25 protein-coding genes are annotated in these 22563 nt (G+C 57.8%); 12 read left to right on the forward strand and 13 right to left on the reverse strand.

All coding sequences use genetic code 11. The features are described from left to right. The first annotated feature begins 139 nt into the window (after positions 1-139). The 5 genes from artP (at position 140) to artJ (ending at position 3916) form a co-directional block, all read left to right on the forward strand. Complete coding sequence (gene artP / locus HWQ14_RS20055) at positions 140-868, forward strand: arginine ABC transporter ATP-binding protein ArtP (RefSeq protein ID WP_176610774.1); 729 nt, start codon at positions 140-142, stop codon at positions 866-868. 18 nt (positions 869-886) lie between these two features. After that, positions 887-1618 (forward strand): arginine ABC transporter substrate-binding protein ArtI, encoded by a 732-nt coding sequence (gene artI / locus HWQ14_RS20060; RefSeq protein WP_006174322.1) that lies wholly within the window; start codon positions 887-889, stop codon positions 1616-1618. A gap of 6 nt (positions 1619-1624) precedes the next feature. Continuing rightward, on the forward strand, positions 1625-2341 hold the full coding sequence (artQ, locus tag HWQ14_RS20065; protein ID WP_176610775.1) for an arginine ABC transporter permease ArtQ: 717 nt from the start codon (positions 1625-1627) through the stop codon (positions 2339-2341). Next, positions 2341-3009, forward strand: coding sequence for an arginine ABC transporter permease ArtM (artM, locus tag HWQ14_RS20070; RefSeq protein ID WP_176610776.1), 669 nt, complete (start codon positions 2341-2343; stop codon positions 3007-3009). The genes artQ and artM overlap by 1 nt, the downstream gene beginning before the upstream one ends. Before the next feature lie 175 nt (positions 3010-3184). After that, complete coding sequence (gene artJ / locus HWQ14_RS20075; RefSeq protein WP_148418718.1) at positions 3185-3916, forward strand: arginine ABC transporter substrate-binding protein ArtJ; 732 nt, start codon at positions 3185-3187, stop codon at positions 3914-3916. Between the two features lie 75 nt (positions 3917-3991). Here the strand turns inward: artJ and HWQ14_RS20080 are convergent, their stop codons facing one another. From HWQ14_RS20080 to nfsA, 11 genes are all read right to left on the reverse strand, one after another. After that, positions 3992-5461, reverse strand: a complete 1470-nt coding sequence (locus tag HWQ14_RS20080; protein ID WP_176610777.1) for a sensor histidine kinase — start codon at positions 5459-5461, stop codon at positions 3992-3994. Then, positions 5445-6152: a response regulator transcription factor gene (locus HWQ14_RS20085; RefSeq protein WP_148418716.1), complete on the reverse strand. Its 708-nt coding sequence runs from the start codon at positions 6150-6152 to the stop codon at positions 5445-5447. The genes HWQ14_RS20080 and HWQ14_RS20085 overlap by 17 nt, the downstream gene beginning before the upstream one ends. Before the next feature lie 72 nt (positions 6153-6224). Next, complete coding sequence (rlmC, locus tag HWQ14_RS20090; RefSeq protein WP_176610778.1) at positions 6225-7352, reverse strand: 23S rRNA (uracil(747)-C(5))-methyltransferase RlmC; 1128 nt, start codon at positions 7350-7352, stop codon at positions 6225-6227. Positions 7353-7392: 40 nt separating this feature from the next. Continuing rightward, positions 7393-7890 (reverse strand): YbjO family protein, encoded by a 498-nt coding sequence (locus tag HWQ14_RS20095; RefSeq protein ID WP_148418714.1) that lies wholly within the window; start codon positions 7888-7890, stop codon positions 7393-7395. A gap of 42 nt (positions 7891-7932) precedes the next feature. After that, positions 7933-8778, reverse strand: coding sequence for a putrescine ABC transporter permease PotI (gene potI, locus HWQ14_RS20100; protein ID WP_176610779.1), 846 nt, complete (start codon positions 8776-8778; stop codon positions 7933-7935). Continuing rightward, positions 8775-9728, reverse strand: coding sequence for a putrescine ABC transporter permease PotH (gene potH / locus HWQ14_RS20105; RefSeq protein ID WP_176610780.1), 954 nt, complete (start codon positions 9726-9728; stop codon positions 8775-8777). The genes potI and potH overlap by 4 nt, the downstream gene beginning before the upstream one ends. Positions 9729-9737: 9 nt before the next feature. Further along, positions 9738-10871 (reverse strand): putrescine ABC transporter ATP-binding subunit PotG, encoded by a 1134-nt coding sequence (potG, locus tag HWQ14_RS20110; RefSeq protein WP_148419178.1) that lies wholly within the window; start codon positions 10869-10871, stop codon positions 9738-9740. A 102-nt stretch (positions 10872-10973) separates the two neighbouring features. Next, entirely contained in the window at positions 10974-12086 is a 1113-nt protein-coding gene (potF, locus tag HWQ14_RS20115) for a spermidine/putrescine ABC transporter substrate-binding protein PotF (RefSeq protein ID WP_176610781.1), read from the reverse strand. A gap of 350 nt (positions 12087-12436) precedes the next feature. Further along, positions 12437-12913 carry a YbjN domain-containing protein gene (locus tag HWQ14_RS20120; RefSeq protein WP_148418709.1) on the reverse strand — a complete coding sequence of 159 codons (477 nt, stop codon included), beginning with the start codon at positions 12911-12913 and terminating at the stop codon, positions 12437-12439. 63 nt (positions 12914-12976) lie between these two features. Next, on the reverse strand, positions 12977-13879 hold the full coding sequence (gene rimK / locus HWQ14_RS20125) for a 30S ribosomal protein S6--L-glutamate ligase (protein WP_148418708.1): 903 nt from the start codon (positions 13877-13879) through the stop codon (positions 12977-12979). A gap of 63 nt (positions 13880-13942) precedes the next feature. Continuing rightward, positions 13943-14665, reverse strand: coding sequence for a nitroreductase NfsA (gene nfsA / locus HWQ14_RS20130; protein WP_148418707.1), 723 nt, complete (start codon positions 14663-14665; stop codon positions 13943-13945). A gap of 185 nt (positions 14666-14850) precedes the next feature. Between nfsA and HWQ14_RS20135 the strand changes: the two genes are divergently transcribed. Then, positions 14851-15120 (forward strand): GrxA family glutaredoxin, encoded by a 270-nt coding sequence (locus HWQ14_RS20135; protein ID WP_014169305.1) that lies wholly within the window; start codon positions 14851-14853, stop codon positions 15118-15120. Between the two features lie 30 nt (positions 15121-15150). On the opposite strand, the gene HWQ14_RS20140 is transcribed toward HWQ14_RS20135, so the two are convergent. Then, the gene (locus HWQ14_RS20140) at positions 15151-15525 is read right to left on the reverse strand and encodes an inner membrane protein YbjM (RefSeq protein WP_176610782.1); all 375 of its coding nucleotides are present in this window, start codon (positions 15523-15525) and stop codon (positions 15151-15153) included. Positions 15526-15799: 274 nt separating this feature from the next. On the opposite strand from HWQ14_RS20140, the gene HWQ14_RS20145 reads away from it, so the two are divergent. The 4 genes from HWQ14_RS20145 (at position 15800) to arsC (ending at position 19835) form a co-directional block, all read left to right on the forward strand. Beyond that, complete coding sequence (locus tag HWQ14_RS20145) at positions 15800-17485, forward strand: aspartate:alanine antiporter (protein WP_176610783.1); 1686 nt, start codon at positions 15800-15802, stop codon at positions 17483-17485. Between the two features lie 255 nt (positions 17486-17740). After that, complete coding sequence (locus tag HWQ14_RS20150) at positions 17741-18061, forward strand: metalloregulator ArsR/SmtB family transcription factor (protein ID WP_176610784.1); 321 nt, start codon at positions 17741-17743, stop codon at positions 18059-18061. Positions 18062-18101: 40 nt separating this feature from the next. Continuing rightward, a complete protein-coding gene (locus tag HWQ14_RS20155) occupies positions 18102-19391 on the forward strand; it encodes an arsenic transporter (protein WP_176610785.1) in 1290 nt (429 codons plus the stop codon). 12 nt (positions 19392-19403) lie between these two features. Next, a complete protein-coding gene (arsC, locus tag HWQ14_RS20160; protein ID WP_176610786.1) occupies positions 19404-19835 on the forward strand; it encodes a glutaredoxin-dependent arsenate reductase in 432 nt (143 codons plus the stop codon). 18 nt (positions 19836-19853) lie between these two features. Here arsC and HWQ14_RS20165 read toward each other — a convergent pair whose 3' ends face one another. Beyond that, on the reverse strand, positions 19854-20411 hold the full coding sequence (locus HWQ14_RS20165; protein WP_176610787.1) for a TetR/AcrR family transcriptional regulator: 558 nt from the start codon (positions 20409-20411) through the stop codon (positions 19854-19856). Positions 20412-20493: 82 nt separating this feature from the next. On the opposite strand from HWQ14_RS20165, the gene HWQ14_RS20170 reads away from it, so the two are divergent. Both HWQ14_RS20170 and HWQ14_RS20175 read left to right on the forward strand, forming a co-directional pair. Beyond that, on the forward strand, positions 20494-21708 hold the full coding sequence (locus tag HWQ14_RS20170) for an MFS transporter (RefSeq protein ID WP_176610788.1): 1215 nt from the start codon (positions 20494-20496) through the stop codon (positions 21706-21708). Continuing rightward, positions 21698-22510 carry a Cof-type HAD-IIB family hydrolase gene (locus tag HWQ14_RS20175; protein ID WP_176610789.1) on the forward strand — a complete coding sequence of 271 codons (813 nt, stop codon included), beginning with the start codon at positions 21698-21700 and terminating at the stop codon, positions 22508-22510. Before HWQ14_RS20170 ends, HWQ14_RS20175 begins: the two co-directional genes overlap by 11 nt. The last annotated feature ends 53 nt before the right edge of the window (positions 22511-22563 follow it).

Below are 22563 nucleotides of genomic sequence, written 5' to 3' on the forward strand. Positions count from 1 at the left end.
GCTATTTTGTGCTATGTTTAAGAGTAAACACGGGTTATATTTAACTTTTAACGCAGAAATATTGCATAACTATTCTGTCAACGGTACTATCTGCGGCCTCAATTGCTATAGATTGCCTGGATGAGTAAAGACTGCCCCGATGAGTATTAAACTAAACGGCATTAACTGCTTCTACGGCGCACACCAGGCGCTGTTCGACATTACGCTGAGCTGCCCGGAGGGCGAAACGCTGGTTTTGCTCGGCCCTAGCGGCGCGGGTAAAAGCTCCCTTCTGCGCGTGCTTAATCTTCTTGAAATGCCCCGCTCGGGGACGCTGGCCATCGCCGGTAACCATTTTGACTTCGCGAAAACGCCGTCTGATAAAGCCATCCGTGAACTGCGTCAAAACGTGGGCATGGTTTTCCAGCAATACAACCTTTGGCCGCACCTGACGGTGGTGCAAAACCTGATTGAAGCCCCATGCCGCGTGCTCGGTTTAAGCAAAGACCAGGCGATGGCGCGTGCCGAAAAGCTGCTGGAGCGCCTGCGCCTTAAGCCCTACAGCGACCGCTATCCTCTGCACCTTTCCGGCGGCCAGCAACAGCGCGTGGCCATTGCCCGCGCGCTGATGATGGAGCCAGCGGTGCTGCTGTTTGACGAGCCAACCGCGGCGCTGGGTCCGGAAATTACTGCCCAGATCGTTAGCATCATTCGTGAGCTGGCGGAAACCAACATTACTCAGGTCATCGTGACCCACGAGGTGGAAGTGGCGCGCAAAACCGCCAGCCGAGTGGTTTACATGGAAAACGGGTATATCGTTGAACAAGGTGATGCGAGCTGCTTCACAAACCCGCAAACCGATGCCTTCAAAAACTACTTATCACACTGATGTGTTAGGGAAATTATAATGAAAAAAGTATTGATTGCCGCGCTGCTTGCTAGCGTCAGCCTTTCCGCTACCGCAGCCCAGACCATCCGTTTCGCCACCGAAGCGTCCTACCCTCCGTTTGAATCCATTGATGCGAACAACAAGATCGTTGGCTTCGACGTGGACCTGGCAAATGCCCTGTGTAAAGAGATCGACGCGACCTGTACCTTCAGCAACCAGGCGTTCGACAGCCTGATCCCAAGCCTGAAGTTCCGTCGTATCGATGCCGTGATGGCCGGTATGGACATCACCCCGGAGCGTGAAAAGCAGGTTCTGTTCACTACCCCTTACTATGACAACTCTGCCCTGTTTATCGGTCAGAAAGGTAAATACGCCTCGGTCGATCTGCTGAAAGGCAAGAAAGTGGGCGTACAGAACGGCACCACGCACCAGAAATTCATCATGGATAAGCATCCGGAAATCACCACCGTGCCGTATGACAGCTACCAGAATGCGAAGCTGGATCTGCAAAACGGTCGTATCGATGCCGTCTTTGGGGATACCGCTGTGGTAACCGAATGGCTGAAAGCGAACGACAAGCTGGCCGCCGTGGGTGACAAAGTGACCGATAAAGACTACTTCGGTACAGGTCTGGGTATTGCCGTGCGTCAGGGCAACACCGAGCTGCAGCAGAAATTCAACGCTGCGCTGGAAAAAGTGAAGAAAGACGGCACCTACGAAACCATCTACAAAAAATGGTTCCAGAAGTAATTCCTGATGAATGAAATTTTTCCTTTAGCAAGCGCCGCCGGGATGACCGTCGGCCTTGCCGTTTGTGCACTGATTATCGGCCTCGCGCTGGCGATGTTCTTTGCGGTGTGGGAGTCCGTTAAGTGGCGCCCCGTCGCATGGCTCGGCTCAGCGCTGGTGACCGTGCTGCGCGGGCTGCCGGAAATTCTGGTGGTCCTGTTTATCTATTTCGGCTCCTCGCAGCTGCTGTTAACGCTGTCGGACGGCTTCACCATTAATCTCGGCTTTGCGCAGATCCCGGTGCAGATGCAGATTGAGAACTTTGACGTCAGCCCGTTCCTGTGCGGCGTGATTGCGCTCTCCCTGCTCTATTCGGCCTATGCCTCACAGACCCTGCGCGGCGCGCTGAAAGCGGTACCGCAGGGACAGTGGGAATCCGGCCAGGCGCTGGGCATGTCGAAGGCGGCGATCTTCTTCCGCCTGGTGATGCCGCAGATGTGGCGTCATGCCCTGCCGGGTTTAGGGAACCAGTGGCTTGTGCTGCTGAAAGACACCGCGCTGGTGAGCCTGATAAGCGTAAATGATTTGATGCTGCAAACCAAAAGCATCGCTACCCGCACCCAGGAGCCGTTTACCTGGTACATTGTGGCGGCGGCTATCTACCTGGCGATCACGTTGCTGAGTCAGTACATCCTCAAGCGCATCGACCTGCGTGCAACGCGTTTTGAACGGAGGCCAGGCTGATGCTGGATTATTTACCCGAACTGATGAAAGGGCTGCACACCAGCCTGACGCTGACCGTGGCGTCTATCATCGTGGCGCTGATCCTGGCGCTGTTCTTCACCATCGTCCTGACGCTGAAAACGCCAGTACTGGTGTGGATTGTCCGCGGCTACATTACGCTGTTTACCGGTACGCCGCTGCTGGTGCAGATCTTCCTGATTTACTACGGCCCGGGGCAGTTCCCGTCGTTGCAGAACTATCCGGTTATCTGGCACCTGCTCTCTGAGCCGTGGCTGTGCGCCCTGATTGCCCTCTCGCTGAACAGCGCGGCCTACACCACGCAGCTGTTCTACGGCGCGATCCGCGCCATCCCGGAAGGCCAGTGGCAGTCCTGCGGTGCGCTGGGGATGAGCAAAAAGGACACGCTGGCGATCCTGCTGCCCTACGCGTTTAAGCGCGCGCTGTCCTCTTATTCGAACGAGGTCGTCCTGGTGTTCAAAAGTACCTCGCTGGCCTACACCATCACCCTGATGGAGGTGATGGGCCACGGGCAGCTGCTGTACGGGCGTACCTACGACGTGATGGTGTTCGGTGCGGCTGGCCTGGTGTATCTGGTGGTCAACGGTCTGCTGACGCTGATGATGCGCCTGATCGAGCGTAAGGCGCTGGCGTTTGAGCGCAGAAATTAACCGGGCAGATGCATAAACCATATATTCAAAGGCGGATAACCTGATGGGTTGTCCGCTTTTTTTTATTCAGCAATTAATATTTAATCATATTTATTGCATATAAATTCATTAAGTGGCATTGTACCTCCATGCCGCAGACACGGCGCATAATGACAAGACAGACGGGAGCTTCACAATGAAAAAGTTAGTTCTGGCCGCACTACTCGCTACCTTCGCCGCTGGCGCATCAGCCGCAGATAAAATCAGTTTCGGCGTTTCTGCCACCTATCCGCCGTTTGAATCGCTGGATGCCAGCAACCAGATCGTCGGCTTCGACATCGACCTGGCGAAAGCGCTGTGCAAGCAGATGCAGGCCGACTGCACCTTTACTAACCACGCGTTTGACAGCCTGATCCCGTCCCTGAAGTTTAAAAAATACGACGCGGTGATCTCCGGTATGGACATCACGCCAGAGCGCAGCAAGCAGGTGGCCTTCACCGACCCGTACTACGCCAACTCGGCGGTGGTGATTGCGAAGAAAGGGGCTTATAAATCCTTCGACGAGCTGAAGGGCAAACGCATCGGCATGGAAAACGGCACCACGCACCAGAAGTACCTGCAGGACAAACATCCTGAAGTGAAAACCGTGGCCTATGACAGCTACCAGAACGCGATCATCGACCTGAAAAATGGCCGTATCGACGGGGTATTCGGCGACACCGCCGTGGTGAACGAGTGGCTGAAAACCAACCCGCAGCTGGGAACGGCAACGGAGAAAGTAACCGATCCGCAGTATTTCGGCACCGGTCTGGGCATTGCGGTTCGTCCGGATAACAAGGCGCTGCTGGAAAAACTGAACGGCGCGCTGAAAGCGATCAAAGCTGACGGCACGTACCAGAAAATCAGCGAGCAGTGGTTCCCGCAGTAACCTCTTTTTGTCGGGTGGTCCGGCCTGCGGGGGTGGTCTGTAGGCCGGATAAGCGCAGCGCCACCCGGCAATTTCTCACAGCGGCACGAAGAATCTGAACCGCGCCCCGCTCGCCGACTCCATCAGCCCAACCCCTCCACCGTGCAGCTCCAGCATTCTTTTCACGATTAACAGCCCTAACCCGCCCCGGTTTTCCCGCGCCGCCTGCGGCTGTAGCGCCGAAGGACGCTGGAACAGATCGTCGCGCAGCGCCGCATCGACGCCCGTTCCGCTGTCAGCCACTTCAACCTGCAGCCGATCGTTCTCCTGCCACACCGCCAGCCGAATATCGCCCCCCGCTGGCGTATGGCGTATCGCGTTATCCAGCAGGTTGGTGACCACCCGTTCAATCATGGACACGTCGGCGTTCACCAGCGGCAGCGGCCCGGGGACATCAATATGCAGGTTCAGCTCACGCGTGCGGGCGGCCAGTTCAAACTTCTGCGCGACGTCAGATATCAGCTCCGCCATCGCAAAACGCTCGCGCTGGGGCCTGATGCCGCCGTGCTCAAGACGCGCCAGTTCGAACAGCTGCTGCGAGAGATGACGCACCTTTTGCCCCTGACGCAGCGCGGTGGCAAGATATTGCTGATGCTCCTGCGGCGTCAGCGTCGCGGATTTGAGCGAGAGAGTTTCGAGATAGCCCAGCAGGGAGGTCAGCGGCGTGCGCAGATCGTGTGAAATATTGGCGATAAACTCCCGGCGCTGGCGGTCGCTGTCCGCCAGCCGATCCCACTGGGAGGTGATTTTGCGCGCCAGCTCGATAAAGCTGTTGCGCAGGATTGCCACTTCATCCCGGCCGGCAGCCTCCAGCGGCTGGGCCGCCAGCCGCCCGATCGCGCTGATGCTGTCCTGCTCAAGCCCGGCCACGTCCTTCGTCAGCTGTTTAACCGGACGCGTTACCCAGTACCAGAGCAGCAGCCCCGCCAGCAGGCCAAACAGCGCCACCAGCAGCATGGACCACAGCGCCGTACTCCAGAGCGCCTTATGCCAGGCCATCTCCGCCAGCGCGTTGGACTCCTCCCCCTGCAAAATAATGTACAGATACCCCTTCAGCTCGCCGTCCTGCCGCAGCGGCGTGGCGCTGAACACCTTCCTGTTCTGGCTGCGGGGATCGTCGCCGAATACCGGCATCACCGTCCCGCTCAGGAAGCTCTGTATCGGAGCGAGGTCAATTTTTTGCCGCTTGATGTGGCCCGGCGGCGCGGCGTCTGCCAGCACGTCGCCATCGGGCGAGACGACGTAAAGCTCAACGCTCGGGTTAAAGGTCATTAGCCTATCGAACAGCGGCTTTAAGGCGCCCCGATCGACCCTGCCCTGCGCATCCAGAATCGGTTCCCGCTGGACGATCTGCTGGGCCAGTCCGCCGGAGAGCCGCTGCACCATCGCGTTACCGTACTGCATGCTGCTGTAGAGCTGCACCGCGCAGGCCACGGTAGCGCAGAGCAGCAGTAACGCCGTAAACAGCAGCGTCAGGCGCTGGCTCAGGCTAAAGCGACGCATCATGGTTCAGCTCCGCAAATTTGTAGCCTTTGCCCCACACGGTGCGAACGATCTCCGGTTCGGCGGCATCTTTTTCAATTTTGATGCGCAGGCGGTTGATGTGGGTGTTAACGGTGTGTTCGTAGCCTTCGTGCTGATAGCCCCACACCTGCTCCAGCAGGGCCAGACGCGAGAAGACCTCGCCAGGATGGCGGGCAAAGAAATAGAGCAGTTCAAACTCGCGCGGAGTGAGGTCGACGAGCTGACCGTGCAGGCGCACGGTGCGCGCCAGCGGATCGATAGTCAGGCCGTGCGCCTGAATAATGCCGTCCGTCTGCGCCTGCCCCATCGCCTGCTGGCGGCGGAACAGCGCCTTAATGCGGGCAATCAGCTCCTGCACCGAGAAGGGTTTTGCCAGGTAGTCATCCGCCCCGGTTTCCAGGCCGGTAATACGATCGGTTTCGCTGCTGCGGGCGCTAATGATGATTATCGGCAGGTAGCGGGTCATCTGGCGGATACGGCGACAAATCTCCAGGCCGTCGACGTTAGGCAGCATCAGATCGAGGATCACCGCGTCCCACGGCTGTTTTTCCAGAAGCGGTAACGCCTTTCCCCCGTCCGGCTCGTGGGTAATGGCATAGCCTTCGTCTTCTAAGTTGAGTCGCAGAAGCGCCGCGATATCGTGGTCATCTTCCACCAGCAGGATCTGCTTCATGGGTAAGCCTTCATTCAATTTTTATGACGTAAGCTTACCTGATTTCGCAGGGATGAAGAGTTCACATTTTGTTTAAGATTTCACGAGCAACGTCAGCACTTCGTAATGCGCGGTGTGCGGGAACATATCAAAGAGCTGAACGCGCTCAATGCGGTAACCCGGCAGGCTGGCGATATCTTTCGCCATGGTTTGTGCGTTACAGCTGGAGTAGACGATAACGCCCGGCGCCATCTGGCTCAGGTAGTCGCAGAGCGCCTGGCCAATGCCCCGGCGCGGCGGGTTGACCAGCACCAGCTCCGGCACGTTGCCCTGCCCGGTGGCGAACCGGGTGGAGTCGAGCGCCTGAAAGCGCAGGTTCGTTAACCCCAGCTCCGCGGCGGACTGCTTCGCGCAGGCAATCGCCTCGGCAGAAATTTCAATCCCGGTGAGCTGCATGTCCGGCGTGGCGCAGTGCAGGCCAAAGCCGCCGACGCCGCAGAACAGATCCCACATGTGATGAACATGCAGCGCGCGCACCCAGTCGCGCGCGGTGGCGTACAGCGCGCTGGCAACGGCCGGGTTAGTCTGGAAGAAGCTTTGCGGACGGATCCACAGCGGCACGTCGTTGAAACGCTCCGCCAGCGCATGCTGTTCGGTGAAGAATATCTCTTTCTCCCCTTCCATGATAGCCATATGCACCGGCTGAATATTGGCGGTGATGACCCTGAGCTGCGGCAGCCGCGCCTGGAGCCACGGCAGCGCCGCGCGCAGCTGCTCCAGTTTGCTTTCCGAACGCAGCACGAAGCGCAGCATCATGCCGCCGTCGATCTGGCTTTCGGTAAGCAGGAGGTATTTCAGCTCGCCGCGCCTGCGGGCGACGCTGTAGGGCGTTAACCCCGCGCGGGCGATAAACGGCTTAAGCGCGGCAAACACCGGCTCAAACGAGGCGGGATACAGCGGGCAGGCGGTGAGGTCTTCCGGGGTGCCGTCACGGTGCAGCATGCCCAGCAGCGGCTTTTCGACGCTGCCGCTGACCACCATTTTGGCTTTATTACGAAAGCCCTGCTCCGGCCCGCTGACGGGTGCGCACCACTCGCCCACCGCGTGGCCGGCAAGCAGCTGCTGGAGATCGGCCATTTTGGCGGTGAGTTGTTGAGAGACCGGCTGTTCTATCCACTGACAGGAGCGGCAGCGGCCGGCGTCATAGAGTGCGCACTGCATAGGAAAACCTTAAGGATCACGAGGGCTGCGATTATACACATTATTGCAGGCGGAAGAACCGCCGACTGGAGGCCGGGATAAAAAGCAGGCACAAGACCAGCATGTCCGGCAGCTTCTGCATGACCAGTGAATGGAAAATTTCGCGGCGGGAGCTGCCGGGAATGCTGAACAGTTCAGGATAACCATAGCCCAGCGAGGCGGCCCACAGATAGCTGGCTGCGGCGATCTGCGTCAGCAGATAGACCCATCGCGCCCAGTTGCGCCCTTTTACCAGCGAGAACGCGCAGTAGATTTCAATAAACACCAGCATCAGGCTGCTGAGAAACACCAGCGTCAGATTCCACGTCTGCGCGCTGCGGTGAATAAATTCCCCCATCCCGCGCGGGCCCAGCGTGTTCATTATCATCAGCACGTCCAGGCAGCGGATCATAATAATGGCGAGCGCCGCCACCTGCACCAGCGCAGGAACGTTCGGACGAGCGTGCGAATGACGTGTTTTTTGCAAGAATCCCAATGTTTTTACTTCCCTGAAAAACAGTGCCGCGTCATACGCGGCACATCACTGGAAATAATAATTCCTTCAGCCGCGTCTTGCACGCTGGATATCGCGCATGCGCTGCTTTTCCGCGCGCGCCATCAAATACCAGGCGATAAATCCGACAATTCCGACCACGCCGAGGATGATGGACGCCAGGGCGTTGATTTCCGGATTCACCCCCATGCGCACGCTGGAGAAGACCAGCATCGGCAGCGTCGTCGCGCCCGGGCCCGAGACAAAGCTGGCGATAACCAGGTCGTCGAGCGAGAGCGTGAACGCCAGCAGCCAGCCGGAGATCACCGCAGGCATAATCATCGGCAGCGTGATGATGAAGAAAACCTTCAGCGGCGTTGCGCCAAGATCCATCGCCGCCTCTTCAATGGAGCGATCCAGCTCGCGCAGGCGCGAGGAGATCACCACCGCCACGTACGCCGTACAGAAGGTAACGTGCGCCAGCCAGATGGTAAGCATACCGCGATCCGCCGGCCAGCCGATGGCGTGCGCCAGCGCCACGAACAGCAGCAGCAGCGACAGGCCGGTGATCACGTCCGGCATCACCAGCGGCGCGGTGATCATAAACGCAAAGCCGTTGGCCCCGCGGAAGCGGCCAAAGCGCACCATCACCAGCGCGGCAATCGTGCCCAGCACGCAGGCCATCGTCGCCGCCAGCGCCGCAATGGTCAGGCTTAGCCCGACTGCGCTCATCATCGCATCGTCATGGAACAGCGCGCTGTACCAGCGCGTGGACCAGCCCGCCCAGACGGTGACCAGCTTCGAGCTGTTGAACGAGTAGATCACCAGCATCAGCATTGGCGCGTACAGGAAGGTAAAGCCAATCACCAGGATCAGGATTCGCCACGGAGAGCGTACTACCGGCAGGTTGTTCATCCGTGGTCTCCCATCTGCTTCTGCTGGTGTTTATGGAACCACATGATCGGCACGATCAGCAGCAGGAGCATGACGATCGCCACCGCCGAGGCCACCGGCCAGTCGCGGTTATTAAAGAACTCCTGCCACAGCACGCGGCCAATCATAATGCTGTCCGGCCCGCCGAGCAGTTCGGGGATCACAAACTCCCCCACCGCCGGGATAAAGACCAGCATCGACCCGGCAATGATCCCGCCCCTGGTCAGCGGCACGATGACGCTGAAGAAGGTCTTCAGCGGACGCGCGCCAAGATCGAGCGAGGCTTCCACCAGCGAGTAGTCAATACGCGTCAGGGCCGTGTAAATCGGCAGCACCATAAACGGCAGGTAGGCATAAACAATCCCGATATACACCGCGAGGTTGGTGTGCAGGATCGTCAGCGGCTGGTCGATAACGCCAAGCCACAGCAGGACGTTATTCAGTATGCCGTTATTTTTCAGGATCCCCATCCAGGCGTACACGCGGATGAGGAACGAGGTCCACGACGGAAGGATCACCAGCAGCAGTAGAATGTTTCGCGTCGACGGCTTGCTGTGCGCCACCGCCCACGCCAGCGGGTAGCCCATCAGCAGACAGCAGATCGTGGAGACCGCCGCCACCTGTAACGACTGCAAGTAGGCTTCAAAATAAAGCGGATCCTCGGTCAGCTGCAGGAAATTACCGAGGTTTAAGGTCAGCGTAAACTGTCCGTCCGCCCACTCCCACAGATCGGTGTACGGCGGGATCGCCCGCACCATCTCCGCCAGGCTGATCTTAAAGACGATCAGGAACGGCAGCAGAAACAGCAGGATCAGCCAGATATACGGCATGGCGATGACCAGCTTGCGGCCGTGTGCCATCTGCGTGCGCGCCAGCCAGTGCGCGAAACCGCCCGGCGTTTTGACGCGGGCTGGAGGTTCAAGTGTACTCATGACCGCTCCTTATACCGTCAGGACTACGCAGCTGTCCGCATCCCAGCACAGGCTCACCTCGTCGCCCCAGGTCGGCTGTCCCTTGCGATACCGGTGTTCGTTCTGCAGCTGGGCGCTGAGCATCTGCCCGCTTTTCAGGCGCACGTGGTAGATAGAAAGGTCGCCCAGGTAGGCAATGTGCACCACTTCGCCCACGGCAAAGTTGTAGCCATCGGCGGGCGGCTCATCGCAGAGCATGATTTTTTCCGGGCGCAGAGCAACGTAGACCGGCACGTTGTCCATCACGGCGTTATCCGGATCCACCTTAAGCGGGTGCACCAGCCCCGGCGATTCGATCACCAGGCCGTCCTCCTCACGCGCTTTCAGCAGCCCTTCGAAGACGTTCACCGAGCCGATAAACTCCGCGCTGTAGCGGGTGGTCGGGTGCTCGTAGATCTCCTCCGGCTCGCCAATCTGCACGAACTTACCGCGATTCATGATCGCAATGCGCCCGGCCATGGTCATCGCCTCTTCCTGGTCATGGGTCACCATCACGCAGGTTGCCCCCACGCGCTCGAGAATATCCACCACCTCAAGCTGCATACGGTCGCGCAGCTTTTTATCCAGCGCACCCATCGGTTCGTCGAGCAGTAAGAGCTTCGGACGCTTGGCAAGGCTTCTCGCCAGCGCCACGCGCTGACGCTGGCCGCCGGAAAGCTGGTGCGGCTTACGCTTCGCGAACTCCTGCATGTGCACCAGGCTCAGCATCTCTGCCACGCGCGCGGTGATTTCGGCTTTCGGCAGTTTGTCCTGCTTCAGGCCGAAGGCGATGTTCTGCTCAACGGTCATGTGCGGAAACAGCGCGTAGGACTGGAACATCATGTTAATGGGCCGCTGGTACGGCGGCACGCTGGAAAGATCGACACCGTCGAGCACAATCTGCCCGGCGGTCGGCTGTTCAAACCCGGCGAGCATGCGCAGCAGGGTCGATTTACCGCAGCCGGACGCGCCGAGGAGAGCAAAAATCTCACCCTTGTAGATCGTCAGGCTGACGTCGTCCACGGCATGCTGACCGTCGAAGGACTTGGTGAGGTTACGAATTTCAAGAAGCGGGGTCAGCGCTTTACGGACTTTCGCCTGCGGGCGGGGGATCGCGTCATTCACGGGGTGCTCTCCGGCAGAAAACAAATCATGGTGCAGGCGCACCAGAACGGTGCGCCCGTTGCCGGGAGCGCTACGCGTGCCCGGCCTACAGCTCACGGGTAATTACTTACCGCTTTTCACCTTCGTCCACGCGCGGGTACGCACGCGGTCAATTTTAGGTTCCTGCACCTTCAGGGTGAACAGCTTGGCAAACACGTCGGCCGGCGGATAAATGGCCGGGTTATTACGGATCTCCTCGCTGACCATCGGCACGGAGGCCTTGTTACCGTTGGCGTAGTAGACGTGATCGCTGATGTGGGCAATCACTTCCGGACGCATCAGGTAGTTGAGGAACTGATACGCTTCTTCTTTGTTTTTCGCATCAGCCGGCATGGCGAAGACGTCGAAGAAGGCCAGCGCCCCCTCTTTCGGTATGAAGTAGGAGACATTCACGCCGTTTTTCGCCTCTTTCGCGCGGTTCGCCGCCTGCCAGACGTCGCCTGCCCAGCCGATCGCCACGCAGATGTCGCCGTTTGCCAGGTCGTTAATGTACTGAGAGGAGTGGAAGTAGCGAATATTCGGACGCAGCTTCAGCAGCAGATCGGTTGCCGGGCCGGTGTAGTCGTCGGCCTTGCTGCTGTTCGGATCTTTGCCGAGATAGTTAAGCACGGTGGCAAAAATTTCTTCCGGGGCATCGAGGAAAGAGACGCCGCAGCTTTTCAGCTTTTCAAGGTTTTCCGGCTTCAGCACCACGTCCCAGCTGTCCAGCTTAACGTCCGGGCCCAGAGCGGCTTTGACCTTATCCACGTTGTAGCCAATACCGGTGGTCGCCCACAGATAAGGCATCGCGTATTTGTTCTCCGGATCGTGTTTGGCAATCAGCTTCAGCACCTCCGGGTCGAGGTTTTTCCAGTTCGGTAATTTGCTCTTGTCCAGCGGCTGGAAGACGCCGGCGGTCAGCTGACGCTCCAGGAAGCTGGCGGAGGGCACCACCAGGTCAAAACCGGTGCTGCCCGCCATCAGTTTGCCTTCCAGCACCTCGTTGGAGTCGAAGACGTCGTAGACCACCTTAATGCCGGTCTCTTTTTCAAAACTGGCGACGGTGTCCGGCGCAATATAGTCAGACCAGTTATAGACGTGCAGCGTTTTTTGTTCCGCAGCGAGCGTGCCGGCAGAGACGGCCATCAGAGCACCCGCAACCAGACCCGATAACCATTTTTTATTCAAGGCGATCATATTGTTATTCCTTCTGAAAGCTCGTTAACAAACGAACCAAAACTGTGCAGCCTGAAGATATGCAATAATCATGCATAGTTTGTCGCTCTGCCTGAAATAAAAATAACCCCCTTTATCCGGCAGGTCCGCTCGCTTTTTTAAGCATCGCAAGAATAACTGTAGCCCGTGTCTCCGGCTATAGCCCAGACGAAAAAACGCCTTTTATCAATTTTTTATGCAGATTATGTCTACGTGATAAGCCGAAATGGCCTGAGGGGAGGTGAAAGATTCTTTAAAGAAAGGTTAAAAGCAGCAGAAAAAATGGCGTTATGCAGCCGCTCTGGCAGCGACTGCGCAAAAGTCAGACAGCCCTAGTGGAGAAAATTGGGTGCTGCATCTTTATTCTCAGCATCATCTTCCGCGCTGTACAGCAGGTGATGCGCGTTGGCTTCCATCATCACCATGGAAATTTGCTCTTCGCTCAGGCGCATAAACCAGGCGAACTGCTTAAAGGAGAGCCCGGCACCGGAGAATAATGACTGGCAAACCACCAGCTTCGGCAGATTATCATCCTGTATGTCGAGAAACGCTTTCACGGTCAAAGAACTGGCGTTAATCGCTGACAGGTCGGACGCCAGCGCCAGCAGCGCGGAAGGCTTCACCTCGGCCAGGGCCGAGAAAAGAATCACGTCGTTAATCAGATCGATTTTGGCATCGAAAATACCGTCGAAATTTTGCATGTGAGGCAGATGCAGCGCCTGGCAGGAGTCGCATTCGAAAAAAGTAATACCGGCATCATCGAGCCATTGACGTAACGTATCCAGTGTAGGTACGACCTGTAAATCCATCGCTGTGCAGCCTCTTAAATAAAAACGGTGTTCAGATTACGCAAAAAGCGCGCGCCGATCCATTCAACCGCCCGTTTTCAGGCAGAATCCCGGCGTAGCATGGCGTTCAATCCATGCAATCATTTTACCTGCAATATCGACGCCTGTGGTTTTTTCCACCCCTTCCAGCCCCGGAGAGGCGTTCACTTCCATCACCAGCGGGCCGCGCTCGGCGCGCAGCAGATCGACACCCGCCACGTCCAGCCCCAGCGTCTGCGCGGCTTTCACCGCAATCTCGCGCTCGCGCTCGCTGATGACGGCAACCCGGGCGATGCCGCCACGGTGCAGGTTGGAGCGGAAGTCGCCCTCTTTAGCCTGCCGCTCAATGGCGGCTACCACCTCATCGCCGACCACAAAGCAGCGAATGTCGCGCCCTCTGGCCTCTTTAATATACTCCTGCACCAGGATATGGGCATTCAGGCCACGAAAGGCGTCAATCACGCTTTCGGCCGCCTGGCGCGTCTCCGCCAGTACCACCCCAATACCCTGCGTGCCTTCAACCAGCTTAATTACCAGAGGTGCTCCACCCACCATGTCGATCAGATCGCTGGTGTCGTCCGGCGAATGGGCAATGCCGGTAACGGGCAGATCGATTCCCTGACGCGCGAGCAGCTGTAGCGATCGCAGCTTATCGCGGGCGCGGGAAATCGCCACGGACTCGTTGAGCGGATAGCTGCCCAGCATTTCAAACTGACGCAGCGCGGCCGTGCCGTAATAGGTTATCTGGGAGCCAATGCGGGGGATCACCGCATCAAAATGCGGGAGCTTGCGGCCTTTGTAATGAATCGACGACGCCGCTGGGTCGATGTTCATATAGCAGGACATCGGATCGAGAATCTCAACCTGATGCCCGCGTTTCGCCGCCGCTTCTCGCAGGCGCTTGCATGAATAGAGCGTTCCATCCCGGGACAATATGGCAATTTTCACCCTGCACCTCTCTGAAGACATGGGAAAGCCTGCCTATCATACACGAGGCGCAGGAGGAATGGACTATCGCGTCGCCCAGCCCTGCTTGTGCAGATATTCAAGAATGAACGGGCGGCTTTCCTTAACGATGGTGCGGCGGATATGGTCACTCCAGGTGTCGCGGCGGTTATTGCTGTCGCGCGTTAAATAGTAGTTCGCCAGCTCTTCGTCATACTGGTCCAGCACGTTCGGATCGACCGGCTGGTAATGATTCTCGTGCACCAGCATCGCTGCAGGAATACGCGGCTTGAGATCCGGGTTATCCGCCGGCCAGCCAAGGCACAGGCCAAACAGCGGCAGCACGTGCTTCGGAAGCTTCAGCAGTTCCGTCACGCTTTCGATATTGTTGCGCAGCCCGCCGATATACACCCCGCCAAGCCCCAACGACTCAGCCGCCGTGAAGGCGTTTTGCGCCATCAGCGCGGTATCCACCACGCCCAGCAGCAGCTGTTCCGCCAGCCCCAGCTCCGCCTCCGGGCAGATTTGCAGGTGGCGGTTAAAATCGGCGCAGAATACCCAGAACTCGGCCGCCTGAGCGACGTGCTTTTGCCCGCCCGTCAGGGTCACCAGCTGTTCACGCATTGCCGGATCGGTGATGCGGATAATCGAGCTGCACTGCAAAAAGCTGGAGCTGGAGGTGCCTCTTGCGCTGTCGATGATCGCTTCCCGCTGTGCCTGGGTAATGGGCTCATCGGTGAAATGGCGAATGGAACGGTGGGAACGAAGCAGGTCAATGGTTGGCGTCATCTTGTCTCTCTTTGTGTTGCGTAAAACGTATGGCAGCCAGTATAGGCAATGATCTGCGCGATGTAATTGGCGAAACATAGCCTGACTGTATCAAAGTGACAGGTGAAACCTTCTTTCCATGACGGCAGGTTATCGTGCACTATAGGCGATATTCGCCGTCAGGCTTGTTTTTTGAGGAGAGAGAAATGTTTGCAGTAATTTTTGGTCGTCCAGGATGCCCTTACTGTGTGCGCGCTAAAGAGCTGGCTGAGAAACTGACTGAAGAGCGTGATGATTTCAACTTCCGTTACGTTGACATCCACGCGGAAGGCATCAGCAAAGCCGATCTGGAAAAAACCGTTGGCAAGCCGGTTGAAACCGTGCCGCAGATCTTCCTCGATCAGAAACACATCGGCGGCTGCACAGATTTTGAAGCCTACGCCAAAGAGCATCTGGGCCTGTTTGCCGCTCAGTAATGCGAAGACGCCCTCTCCCCGAGGGCGTTTTTATTTACGTGGCTTGCGCTGTTGCAGCAGGCTACGCGTAAATAAGAAGCACAGCGCCCCCAGCGCGCACCAGAAAACGCCGCTCATTAACCACGCCACTTCCTGCCAGACGCTTCTCGACGAAAGAAACAGTACGCGCATCAGGAGCAGACAGAGGGGGGCCGCAAGCATCGCCCCGATAAGCGGCATGATCACCTCACCTTTTCGCGAGAGAAAACTGGCCACGACCCCCGGCAGGATGAAAAAGAGCAGGCCCAGCTCCGGATGACCAGAAGCTCTGAAGGCTCCCTTCACATTAAAAGCTAACGACATGCAAACGACCGTAAACAGCAAAAAACAGCTGATTGCGCCCGCCCAGTTTCGCTTAATGTTCAAATTATCCTCCTGACTTCCTCTCTATCAAATACACACTCGTCCAGCGGACGCCCAGTCAGATAAAGCAAAGTGGCAATCCTTGCCAAAGGCCGCATGCAGTGATGCGATAATAGGTAGCTGTCGAAAGCTAATACGATTAAACTAACCGCTTGCTATTGGTTTAGGGAAATTATCAGGGAGCGAGACGCGTTAGCGTTTGTCCCTGACCGTAAAAACAGTAGCCCAAATAGTCCTTTCATTCAACAACTTACTGGTAAACAAGAAGTTAGCCTCCGTGAATATAAACGTCGCAGACTTGTTAAATGGGAATTACATCCTGTTATTATTTGTGGTACTGGCGCTGGGCCTTTGTCTGGGTAAATTACGCCTGGGTTCAGTTCAACTTGGTAATTCCATTGGCGTTTTAGTCGTCTCCTTATTATTAGGTCAGCAGCATTTCAGCATTAACACGGACGCGCTTAACTTAGGTTTCATGCTGTTTATTTTTTGCGTAGGCGTGGAAGCCGGTCCGAACTTTTTTTCAATTTTCTTCCGTGACGGCAAAAATTACCTGATGCTGGCGCTGGTGATGGTCGGCAGCGCACTGCTGATTGCGTTAGGGCTGGGCAAGCTGTTTGGCTGGGACATTGGCTTAACGGCGGGTATGCTGGCGGGCTCGATGACTTCCACGCCGGTGCTGGTCGGCGCCGGCGATACGCTTCGCCATTCGGGCATGGCTGGGACGCAGCTTTCCACCGCGCTGGACAACCTGAGCCTGGGCTATGCCCTGACCTATCTGATTGGTCTGGTGAGCCTGATTGTTGGCGCGCGCTATTTGCCAAAACTTCAGCATCAGGATCTCCAGACCAGCGCCCAGACCATCGCCCGCGAGCGCGGCCTGGACACGGACTCCAAACGTAAGGTCTACCTGCCGGTTATCCGCGCTTACCGCGTCGGGCCGGAGCTGGTTGCCTGGACCGACGGGAAAAACCTGCGCGAGCTGGGGATTTACCGTCAGACCGGCTGCTATATCGAACGTATCCGTCGTAACGGCATCCTGGCGAACCCGGACGGTGATGCGGTGCTCCAGATGGGCGATGATATTGCCCTCGTCGGCTACCCGGACGCTCACGCGCGCCTCGATCCCAGCTTCCGCAACGGGAAAGAGGTGTTCGACCGCGACCTGCTGGACATGCGTATCGTTACCGAAGAGATTGTGGTGAAAAACCACAACGCCGTGGGCCGCCGCCTGGCGCAGCTGAAGCTGACCGACCACGGCTGTTTCCTCAACCGCGTGATCCGCAGCCAGATTGAAATGCCTATCGACGACAACGTGGTTCTCAACAAAGGCGACGTGTTGCAGGTCAGCGGCGATGCCCGGCGCGTCAAAACCGTTGCCGACCGTATCGGCTTTATCTCGATTCACAGCCAGGTGACGGACCTGTTAGCCTTCTGCGCGTTCTTCATTGTTGGCCTGATGATTGGGATGATCACCTTCCAGTTCAGCAACTTTAGCTTCGGCATCGGTAACGCTGCCGGCCTGCTGTTCGCCGGGATCATGCTGGGCTTCCTGCGAGCGAACCATCCTACCTTCGGCTATATCCCGCAGGGTGCGCTGAACATGGTGAAGGAGTTCGGCCTGATGGTCTTTATGGCGGGAGTAGGCTTAAGCGCCGGTAGCGGCATTGGTAACGGCCTGGGCGCCGTTGGCTGGCAAATGTTGGTTTCCGGACTTATCGTCAGCCTGGTACCGGTGGTGCTCTGCTTCCTGTTCGGGGCCTACGTGCTGCGCATGAACCGCGCCCTGCTCTTCGGGGCGATGATGGGCGCGCGCACCTGCGCCCCGGCGATGGAAATCATCAGCGACACCGCGCGCAGCAACATCCCGGCGCTGGGATATGCAGGCACCTACGCCATCGCAAACGTGCTGCTGACGCTGGCGGGTACGCTGATCGTCATTATATGGCCTGGACTCGGATAACTCTTAAGTTTGCGCGTAGTGGAAAAAATTTTCGTTACGCGCAGAACTTTTTACGCAGGGTGCAGTCATAACTAGTGCCACTGCTTTTCTTTGATGTCCCCAATTTGTGGAGCCCATCAACCCCGCCGTTTTGGTTCAAGGTTGATGGGTTTTTTGTTGCCTGAAATTCACCCATCTTACCATTTCCGCTTCCCCCTCCTCACGTAAACACATATGATTTAATGCATATGACAGAAAAACACGCAGGATCGCCAGATGCTTCACCCCGTTCAGCTCTTCAAAACCCTCTCCGACGAAACGCGGCTCTCCATCGTCATGCTTCTGCGTGAAGCGGGGGAGCTGTGCGTCTGCGATCTCTGCTCCGCCACCGGCGAGCCGCAGCCGAAAGTCTCCCGCCATATGGCATTGCTCCGGGAGTCCGGGCTGGTCATCGATCGCCGGGAGGGAAAATGGGTCCATTACCGGTTATCTCCGAACATGCCCGCGTGGGCAGCGTCCGTTATCGATAACAGCTGGAACTGCCTGCGGGAAGAGACCCGCCTGAAGCTGAAAAGCAACCTTCCGGGTGCGTGTTAAGAAGAATACATTCACAAAATCAGATATAATGGAGTAGACGATGTTTCTGGCAGGGGCGATTTTTTTATTCACACTGGTGCTGGTCATCTGGCAACCCAAAGGGCTCAGCATCGGCTGGAGCGCGACCCTTGGCGCCGCGCTGGCGCTGGCGAGCGGCGTTATCCACGTTAACGATATACCGGTGGTCTGGAATATTGTCTGGAACGCCACGGCCACGTTTATCGCGGTGATCGTTATCAGCCTGCTGCTGGATGAGTCCGGCTTTTTCGAGTGGGCGGCGCTGCACGTTGCCCGCTGGGGAAACGGTCGGGGGCGGTTGCTGTTTACCTGGATCGTGCTGCTGGGGGCAGCCGTTGCGGCGCTGTTCGCCAATGACGGTGCGGCGCTGATCCTGACGCCTATCGTTATCGCCATGCTGCTGGCGCTCGGGTTCAGCAAGCAGGCGACGCTGGCGTTTGTGATGGCGGCAGGCTTTATCGCCGATACCGCCAGCCTGCCGCTGATTGTATCCAACCTGGTCAACATTGTGTCGGCAGACTTCTTTACGCTGGGGTTCAGCGAATACGCCTCGGTGATGATCCCGGTTGATATCGCCGCGATTGCCGCAACGCTGGTCATGCTGCACCTGTTCTTTCGCAAGGACATTCCTCCGACGTACGATCTGTCGAAACTCCGGGAGCCGGCGCGGGCCATTAACGATCTGCCAACCTTCCGAACGGGCTGGATCGTCCTTGTATTACTCCTGATCGGCTTCTTTGTGCTTGAGCCTCTCGGCATTCCCGTCAGCGCCATCGCGAGTGCGGGCGCGCTGATTTTGTTTGCCGTCGCAAAACGCGGGCACGCGATTGATACCGGTAAGGTGCTGCGCGGCGCGCCGTGGCAGATCGTTATCTTCTCGCTGGGAATGTACCTGGTGGTGTATGGCCTGCGCAACGCCGGGCTGACGGAGTCTCTCTCCGGCGTGCTGGATCGCTTAGCCGGATACGGGCTCTGGGCCACCACGCTGGGAACCGGATTTATCACCGCCTTCCTGTCGTCCATAATGAACAATATGCCAACGGTGCTGATTGGCGCCCTCTCCATTGAAGGCAGCTCGGCAACGGGATTGATTAAAGAGGCGATGATTTACGCTAACGTGATTGGCTGCGATCTGGGACCGAAAATCACGCCCGTCGGCAGCCTTGCCACCCTGCTCTGGCTCCATGTGCTGGCGCAAAAAAACATGACGATCGGCTGGGGCTACTATTTTCGGACGGGCATTATAATGACGCTGCCGGTCCTGTTTGTAACGCTCGCCGCGCTGGCGTTACGTCTCTCCGTCACACTGTAGTGAGTACCTGATATGAGCAACATTACCATCTACCACAACCCGGCCTGCGGCACGTCGCGCAATACGCTGGAGATGATCCGCAACAGCGGCACCGAACCCGAAATTATTTTGTATCTCGAGTCTCCGCCCTCTCGCGACGAGCTGGTGACGCTGCTTGCCGACATGGGTATTACCCCCCGCGACCTGCTGCGAAAAAACGTCGAGCCTTATGACCAGCTGGGCCTGGCGGAAGACAGGTTTAGCGACAGCCAGCTCGTTGACTACATGCTGCAATATCCGATCCTGATTAATCGCCCGATTGTCGTTACCCCACTGGGAACGAGGCTGTGTCGCCCCTCGGAGCGCGTGCTGGATATTCTGCCCGACGCCCAAAAAGGGGCGTTTACCAAAGAGGATGGCGAAGCGGTCGTGGACGCTTCCGGTCAAAAAATTAAGGGCCGTTAACGTCACGGCGCCCTGCCGTTAATCGCAGGGCGCCTGCTCCCGCGCAATACGGCCCACCATCGCCCGGATTTCCTCCCGGGTTAAGGGCGCGCGGTCGGTTACAAAATGCAGGGTCATCCCTTCGATAAACGCGTCCAGCGCGCGGGCGGTGGCCGGATCAAACCACTGCTCAAGCGTGGTCTGACTCATCTTCATCCAGTCCTGCATGACCGTGCGCAGCGCGTTGCTGCGGTGCATAAAGGCATATAGCTGGTACATCAGCGCCATATTGTGCGGGGTGGTCACCGCTGAGCTGTGGATCAGCGTGGTTATCGCCTCGCACGCCCTCTCCCGCCCGGTAACGCCTGCAAAGAAATCCCGGTACTGCTGCGACATCTGCTGCGTAAACCAGGTGAACGCCTCTTCCAGCAGCGGCTCCATACCGTCGAAATAGTAGGTCATCGACCCCAGCGGCACGCCTGCGCAGGTTGCAATCTTGCGGTGCGTGACGGCGTGTATACCGTACTCGGCGATGGTGTCCAGCGTCGCCTGGAGGATCTTCTCCCGACGGTTGGGGTCGTTCGGTGGTCTGCTCATAAAATCCTCATCCGGTTTATGTACAAATGTACACAAAGTTGCTAGTGTTGTCGCTATCGTTGTACTTCTGGTGCTGACCCCAATGACGCTGACTTCTCCTCGCAAAGCCCTGCAACTTCGCATGTGGGCGCTGTTTATGTTCTTCTTTATCCCCGGGCTGCTGATGGCCTCATGGGCGACGCGCACGCCCGCAATCCGCGATACGCTCTCCGTCTCCACGGTGGAAATGGGGATTGTGCTGTTTGGCCTGTCGATTGGCTCGATGAGCGGCATCCTGTGCTCGGCCTGGCTGGTGAAGCGCTTTGGCACCCGCACGGTGATCCGCACCACCATGTGCTTCGCCGTAGTCGGTATGCTCGCGCTGAGCGTGGCGCTGTGGTTTGCCTCCCCCCTGATGTTCGCCCTCGGACTGATGGTGTTCGGCGGCAGCTTTGGAGCAGCAGAAGTGGCCATTAACGTTGAAGGGGCCGCCGTCGAGCAGGAGATGAACAAAACGGTGCTGCCGATGATGCATGGCTTTTACAGCCTCGGCACGCTGGCGGGCGCGGGCGTGGGGATGGCGCTGACGGCGCTGGGCATTGCCGCCAATGTGCACATATTACTGGCGGCGCTGGTCTGCATTATCCCCATCCTCACCGGCATCCGGGCTATTCCCGCCGGTACGGGACAAAACGCCTCGGATGAACAAAAGTCTGCGGCAAAAGGGTTGCCCTTCTACCGCGATCTCCAGCTGATGCTGATTGGCGTGGTGGTGCTGGCGATGGCGTTTGCGGAAGGCTCCGCCAACGACTGGCTTCCGCTGCTGATGGTGGACGGGCACGGCTTTAGCCCCACCTCCGGCTCGCTGATATACGCCGGCTTTACGCTCGGTATGACCGTCGGACGCTTTACCGGCGGCTGGTTTATCGACCGCTACAGCCGCGTCGCGGTGGTGCGTGCCAGCGCCCTGCTGGGCGGGCTGGGCATCGCGATGATTATCTTTGTGGACGTAGACTGGATTGCCGGCGTGTCGGTGATCCTGTGGGGGCTGGGCGCCTCTCTCGGCTTCCCGCTGACCATTTCTGCCGCCAGCGATACCGGCCCGGATGCGCCAACCCGCGTAAGCGTCGTGGCGACCACCGGCTACCTTGCCTTCCTGGTGGGGCCGCCGCTGCTTGGGTTCCTCGGCGAGCACTACGGGTTGCGCAGCGCCATGCTGGTGGTATTAGGGTTAGTGATTATTGCCGCACTGGTGGCGCGCGCGGTGGCAAAACCGGACGCTGAACAAACGACAATGGAGAAGGGATATGAGCGTTAAGCTGATTGCAGTCGACATGGATGGCTCCTTCCTGAGCGATGCGAAAACCTACAATCGGGCGCGTTTTCTGGCGCAGTACGCGCGCATGAAGGCGCAAGGCATTCGTTTTGTGGTGGCCAGCGGAAACCAGTATTACCAGCTGATCTCATTTTTCCCGGAGATCGCCCACGAGATCGCCTTTGTCGCCGAAAACGGCGGCTGGGTCGTTGATGCCGGTGAAGATGTATTTAACGGCGAGCTGTCGAAAGAGCACTTTTTGACCGTCGCCACCCTGTTAAACGACGTTCCCGGCATAGAGATTATCGCCTGCGGAAAAAACAGCGCCTACACGCTGAAAACCTATGACGACCTCTTTAAAGAGATTGCCCTGAAGTACTATCACCGTCTTGAAAGCGTCAGCAGTTTTGACAACCTCAACGATATTTTCTTCAAGTTCGGGCTTAACGTCTCGGACGACGAAATACCGCGCATTCAGGCGCTGCTGCATGAAAAGCTTGGCGACATCATGGTGCCGGTGACCACCGGACACGGCAGTATCGACCTGATTATCCCCGGCGTGCATAAAGCTAACGGCCTGCGGATCCTTCAGGCGCGCTGGGGCATTGAGAACAGCGAGGTGGTGGCCTTTGGCGACAGCGGTAACGACGTGGAGATGTTGCGCCAGGCAGGGTATGACTTCGCGATGGCCAATGCCAAACCGCACATTAAAGCGGTGGCCCGCTTTGAGGCGCCGAATAATAATGACGAAGGCGTGCTGGACGTGATTGATAAGGTGCTGAACGGGGAAGCGCCGTTTAATTGATTTCGTGCGCTCTGGTCCCCTCACCCTAACCCTCTCCCCGTGTACGGTCCGGG

Origin of the sequence: Enterobacter cloacae, from assembly GCF_013375935.1 — a bacterium.
Classification (GTDB): Bacteria; Pseudomonadota; Gammaproteobacteria; order Enterobacterales; family Enterobacteriaceae; genus Enterobacter; species Enterobacter pasteurii.

Coding starts and splice junctions, on each gene's coding strand:
- artP (WP_176610774.1), top strand. CDS start 140: ATGAGTATTAAACTAAACGGCATTAACTGCTTCTACGGCGCACACCAG.
- artI (WP_006174322.1), top strand. CDS start 887: ATGAAAAAAGTATTGATTGCCGCGCTGCTTGCTAGCGTCAGCCTTTCC.
- artQ (WP_176610775.1), top strand. CDS start 1,625: ATGAATGAAATTTTTCCTTTAGCAAGCGCCGCCGGGATGACCGTCGGC.
- artM (WP_176610776.1), top strand. CDS start 2,341: ATGCTGGATTATTTACCCGAACTGATGAAAGGGCTGCACACCAGCCTG.
- artJ (WP_148418718.1), top strand. CDS start 3,185: ATGAAAAAGTTAGTTCTGGCCGCACTACTCGCTACCTTCGCCGCTGGC.
- HWQ14_RS20080 (WP_176610777.1), bottom strand. CDS start 5,461: ATGATGCGTCGCTTTAGCCTGAGCCAGCGCCTGACGCTGCTGTTTACG.
- HWQ14_RS20085 (WP_148418716.1), bottom strand. CDS start 6,152: ATGAAGCAGATCCTGCTGGTGGAAGATGACCACGATATCGCGGCGCTT.
- rlmC (WP_176610778.1), bottom strand. CDS start 7,352: ATGCAGTGCGCACTCTATGACGCCGGCCGCTGCCGCTCCTGTCAGTGG.
- potI (WP_176610779.1), bottom strand. CDS start 8,778: ATGAACAACCTGCCGGTAGTACGCTCTCCGTGGCGAATCCTGATCCTG.
- potH (WP_176610780.1), bottom strand. CDS start 9,728: ATGAGTACACTTGAACCTCCAGCCCGCGTCAAAACGCCGGGCGGTTTC.
- potF (WP_176610781.1), bottom strand. CDS start 12,086: ATGATCGCCTTGAATAAAAAATGGTTATCGGGTCTGGTTGCGGGTGCT.
- HWQ14_RS20120 (WP_148418709.1), bottom strand. CDS start 12,913: ATGGATTTACAGGTCGTACCTACACTGGATACGTTACGTCAATGGCTC.
- nfsA (WP_148418707.1), bottom strand. CDS start 14,665: ATGACGCCAACCATTGACCTGCTTCGTTCCCACCGTTCCATTCGCCAT.
- HWQ14_RS20135 (WP_014169305.1), top strand. CDS start 14,851: ATGTTTGCAGTAATTTTTGGTCGTCCAGGATGCCCTTACTGTGTGCGC.
- HWQ14_RS20150 (WP_176610784.1), top strand. CDS start 17,741: ATGCTTCACCCCGTTCAGCTCTTCAAAACCCTCTCCGACGAAACGCGG.
- HWQ14_RS20155 (WP_176610785.1), top strand. CDS start 18,102: ATGTTTCTGGCAGGGGCGATTTTTTTATTCACACTGGTGCTGGTCATC.
- arsC (WP_176610786.1), top strand. CDS start 19,404: ATGAGCAACATTACCATCTACCACAACCCGGCCTGCGGCACGTCGCGC.
- HWQ14_RS20165 (WP_176610787.1), bottom strand. CDS start 20,411: ATGAGCAGACCACCGAACGACCCCAACCGTCGGGAGAAGATCCTCCAG.
- HWQ14_RS20170 (WP_176610788.1), top strand. CDS start 20,494: ATGACGCTGACTTCTCCTCGCAAAGCCCTGCAACTTCGCATGTGGGCG.
- HWQ14_RS20175 (WP_176610789.1), top strand. CDS start 21,698: ATGAGCGTTAAGCTGATTGCAGTCGACATGGATGGCTCCTTCCTGAGC.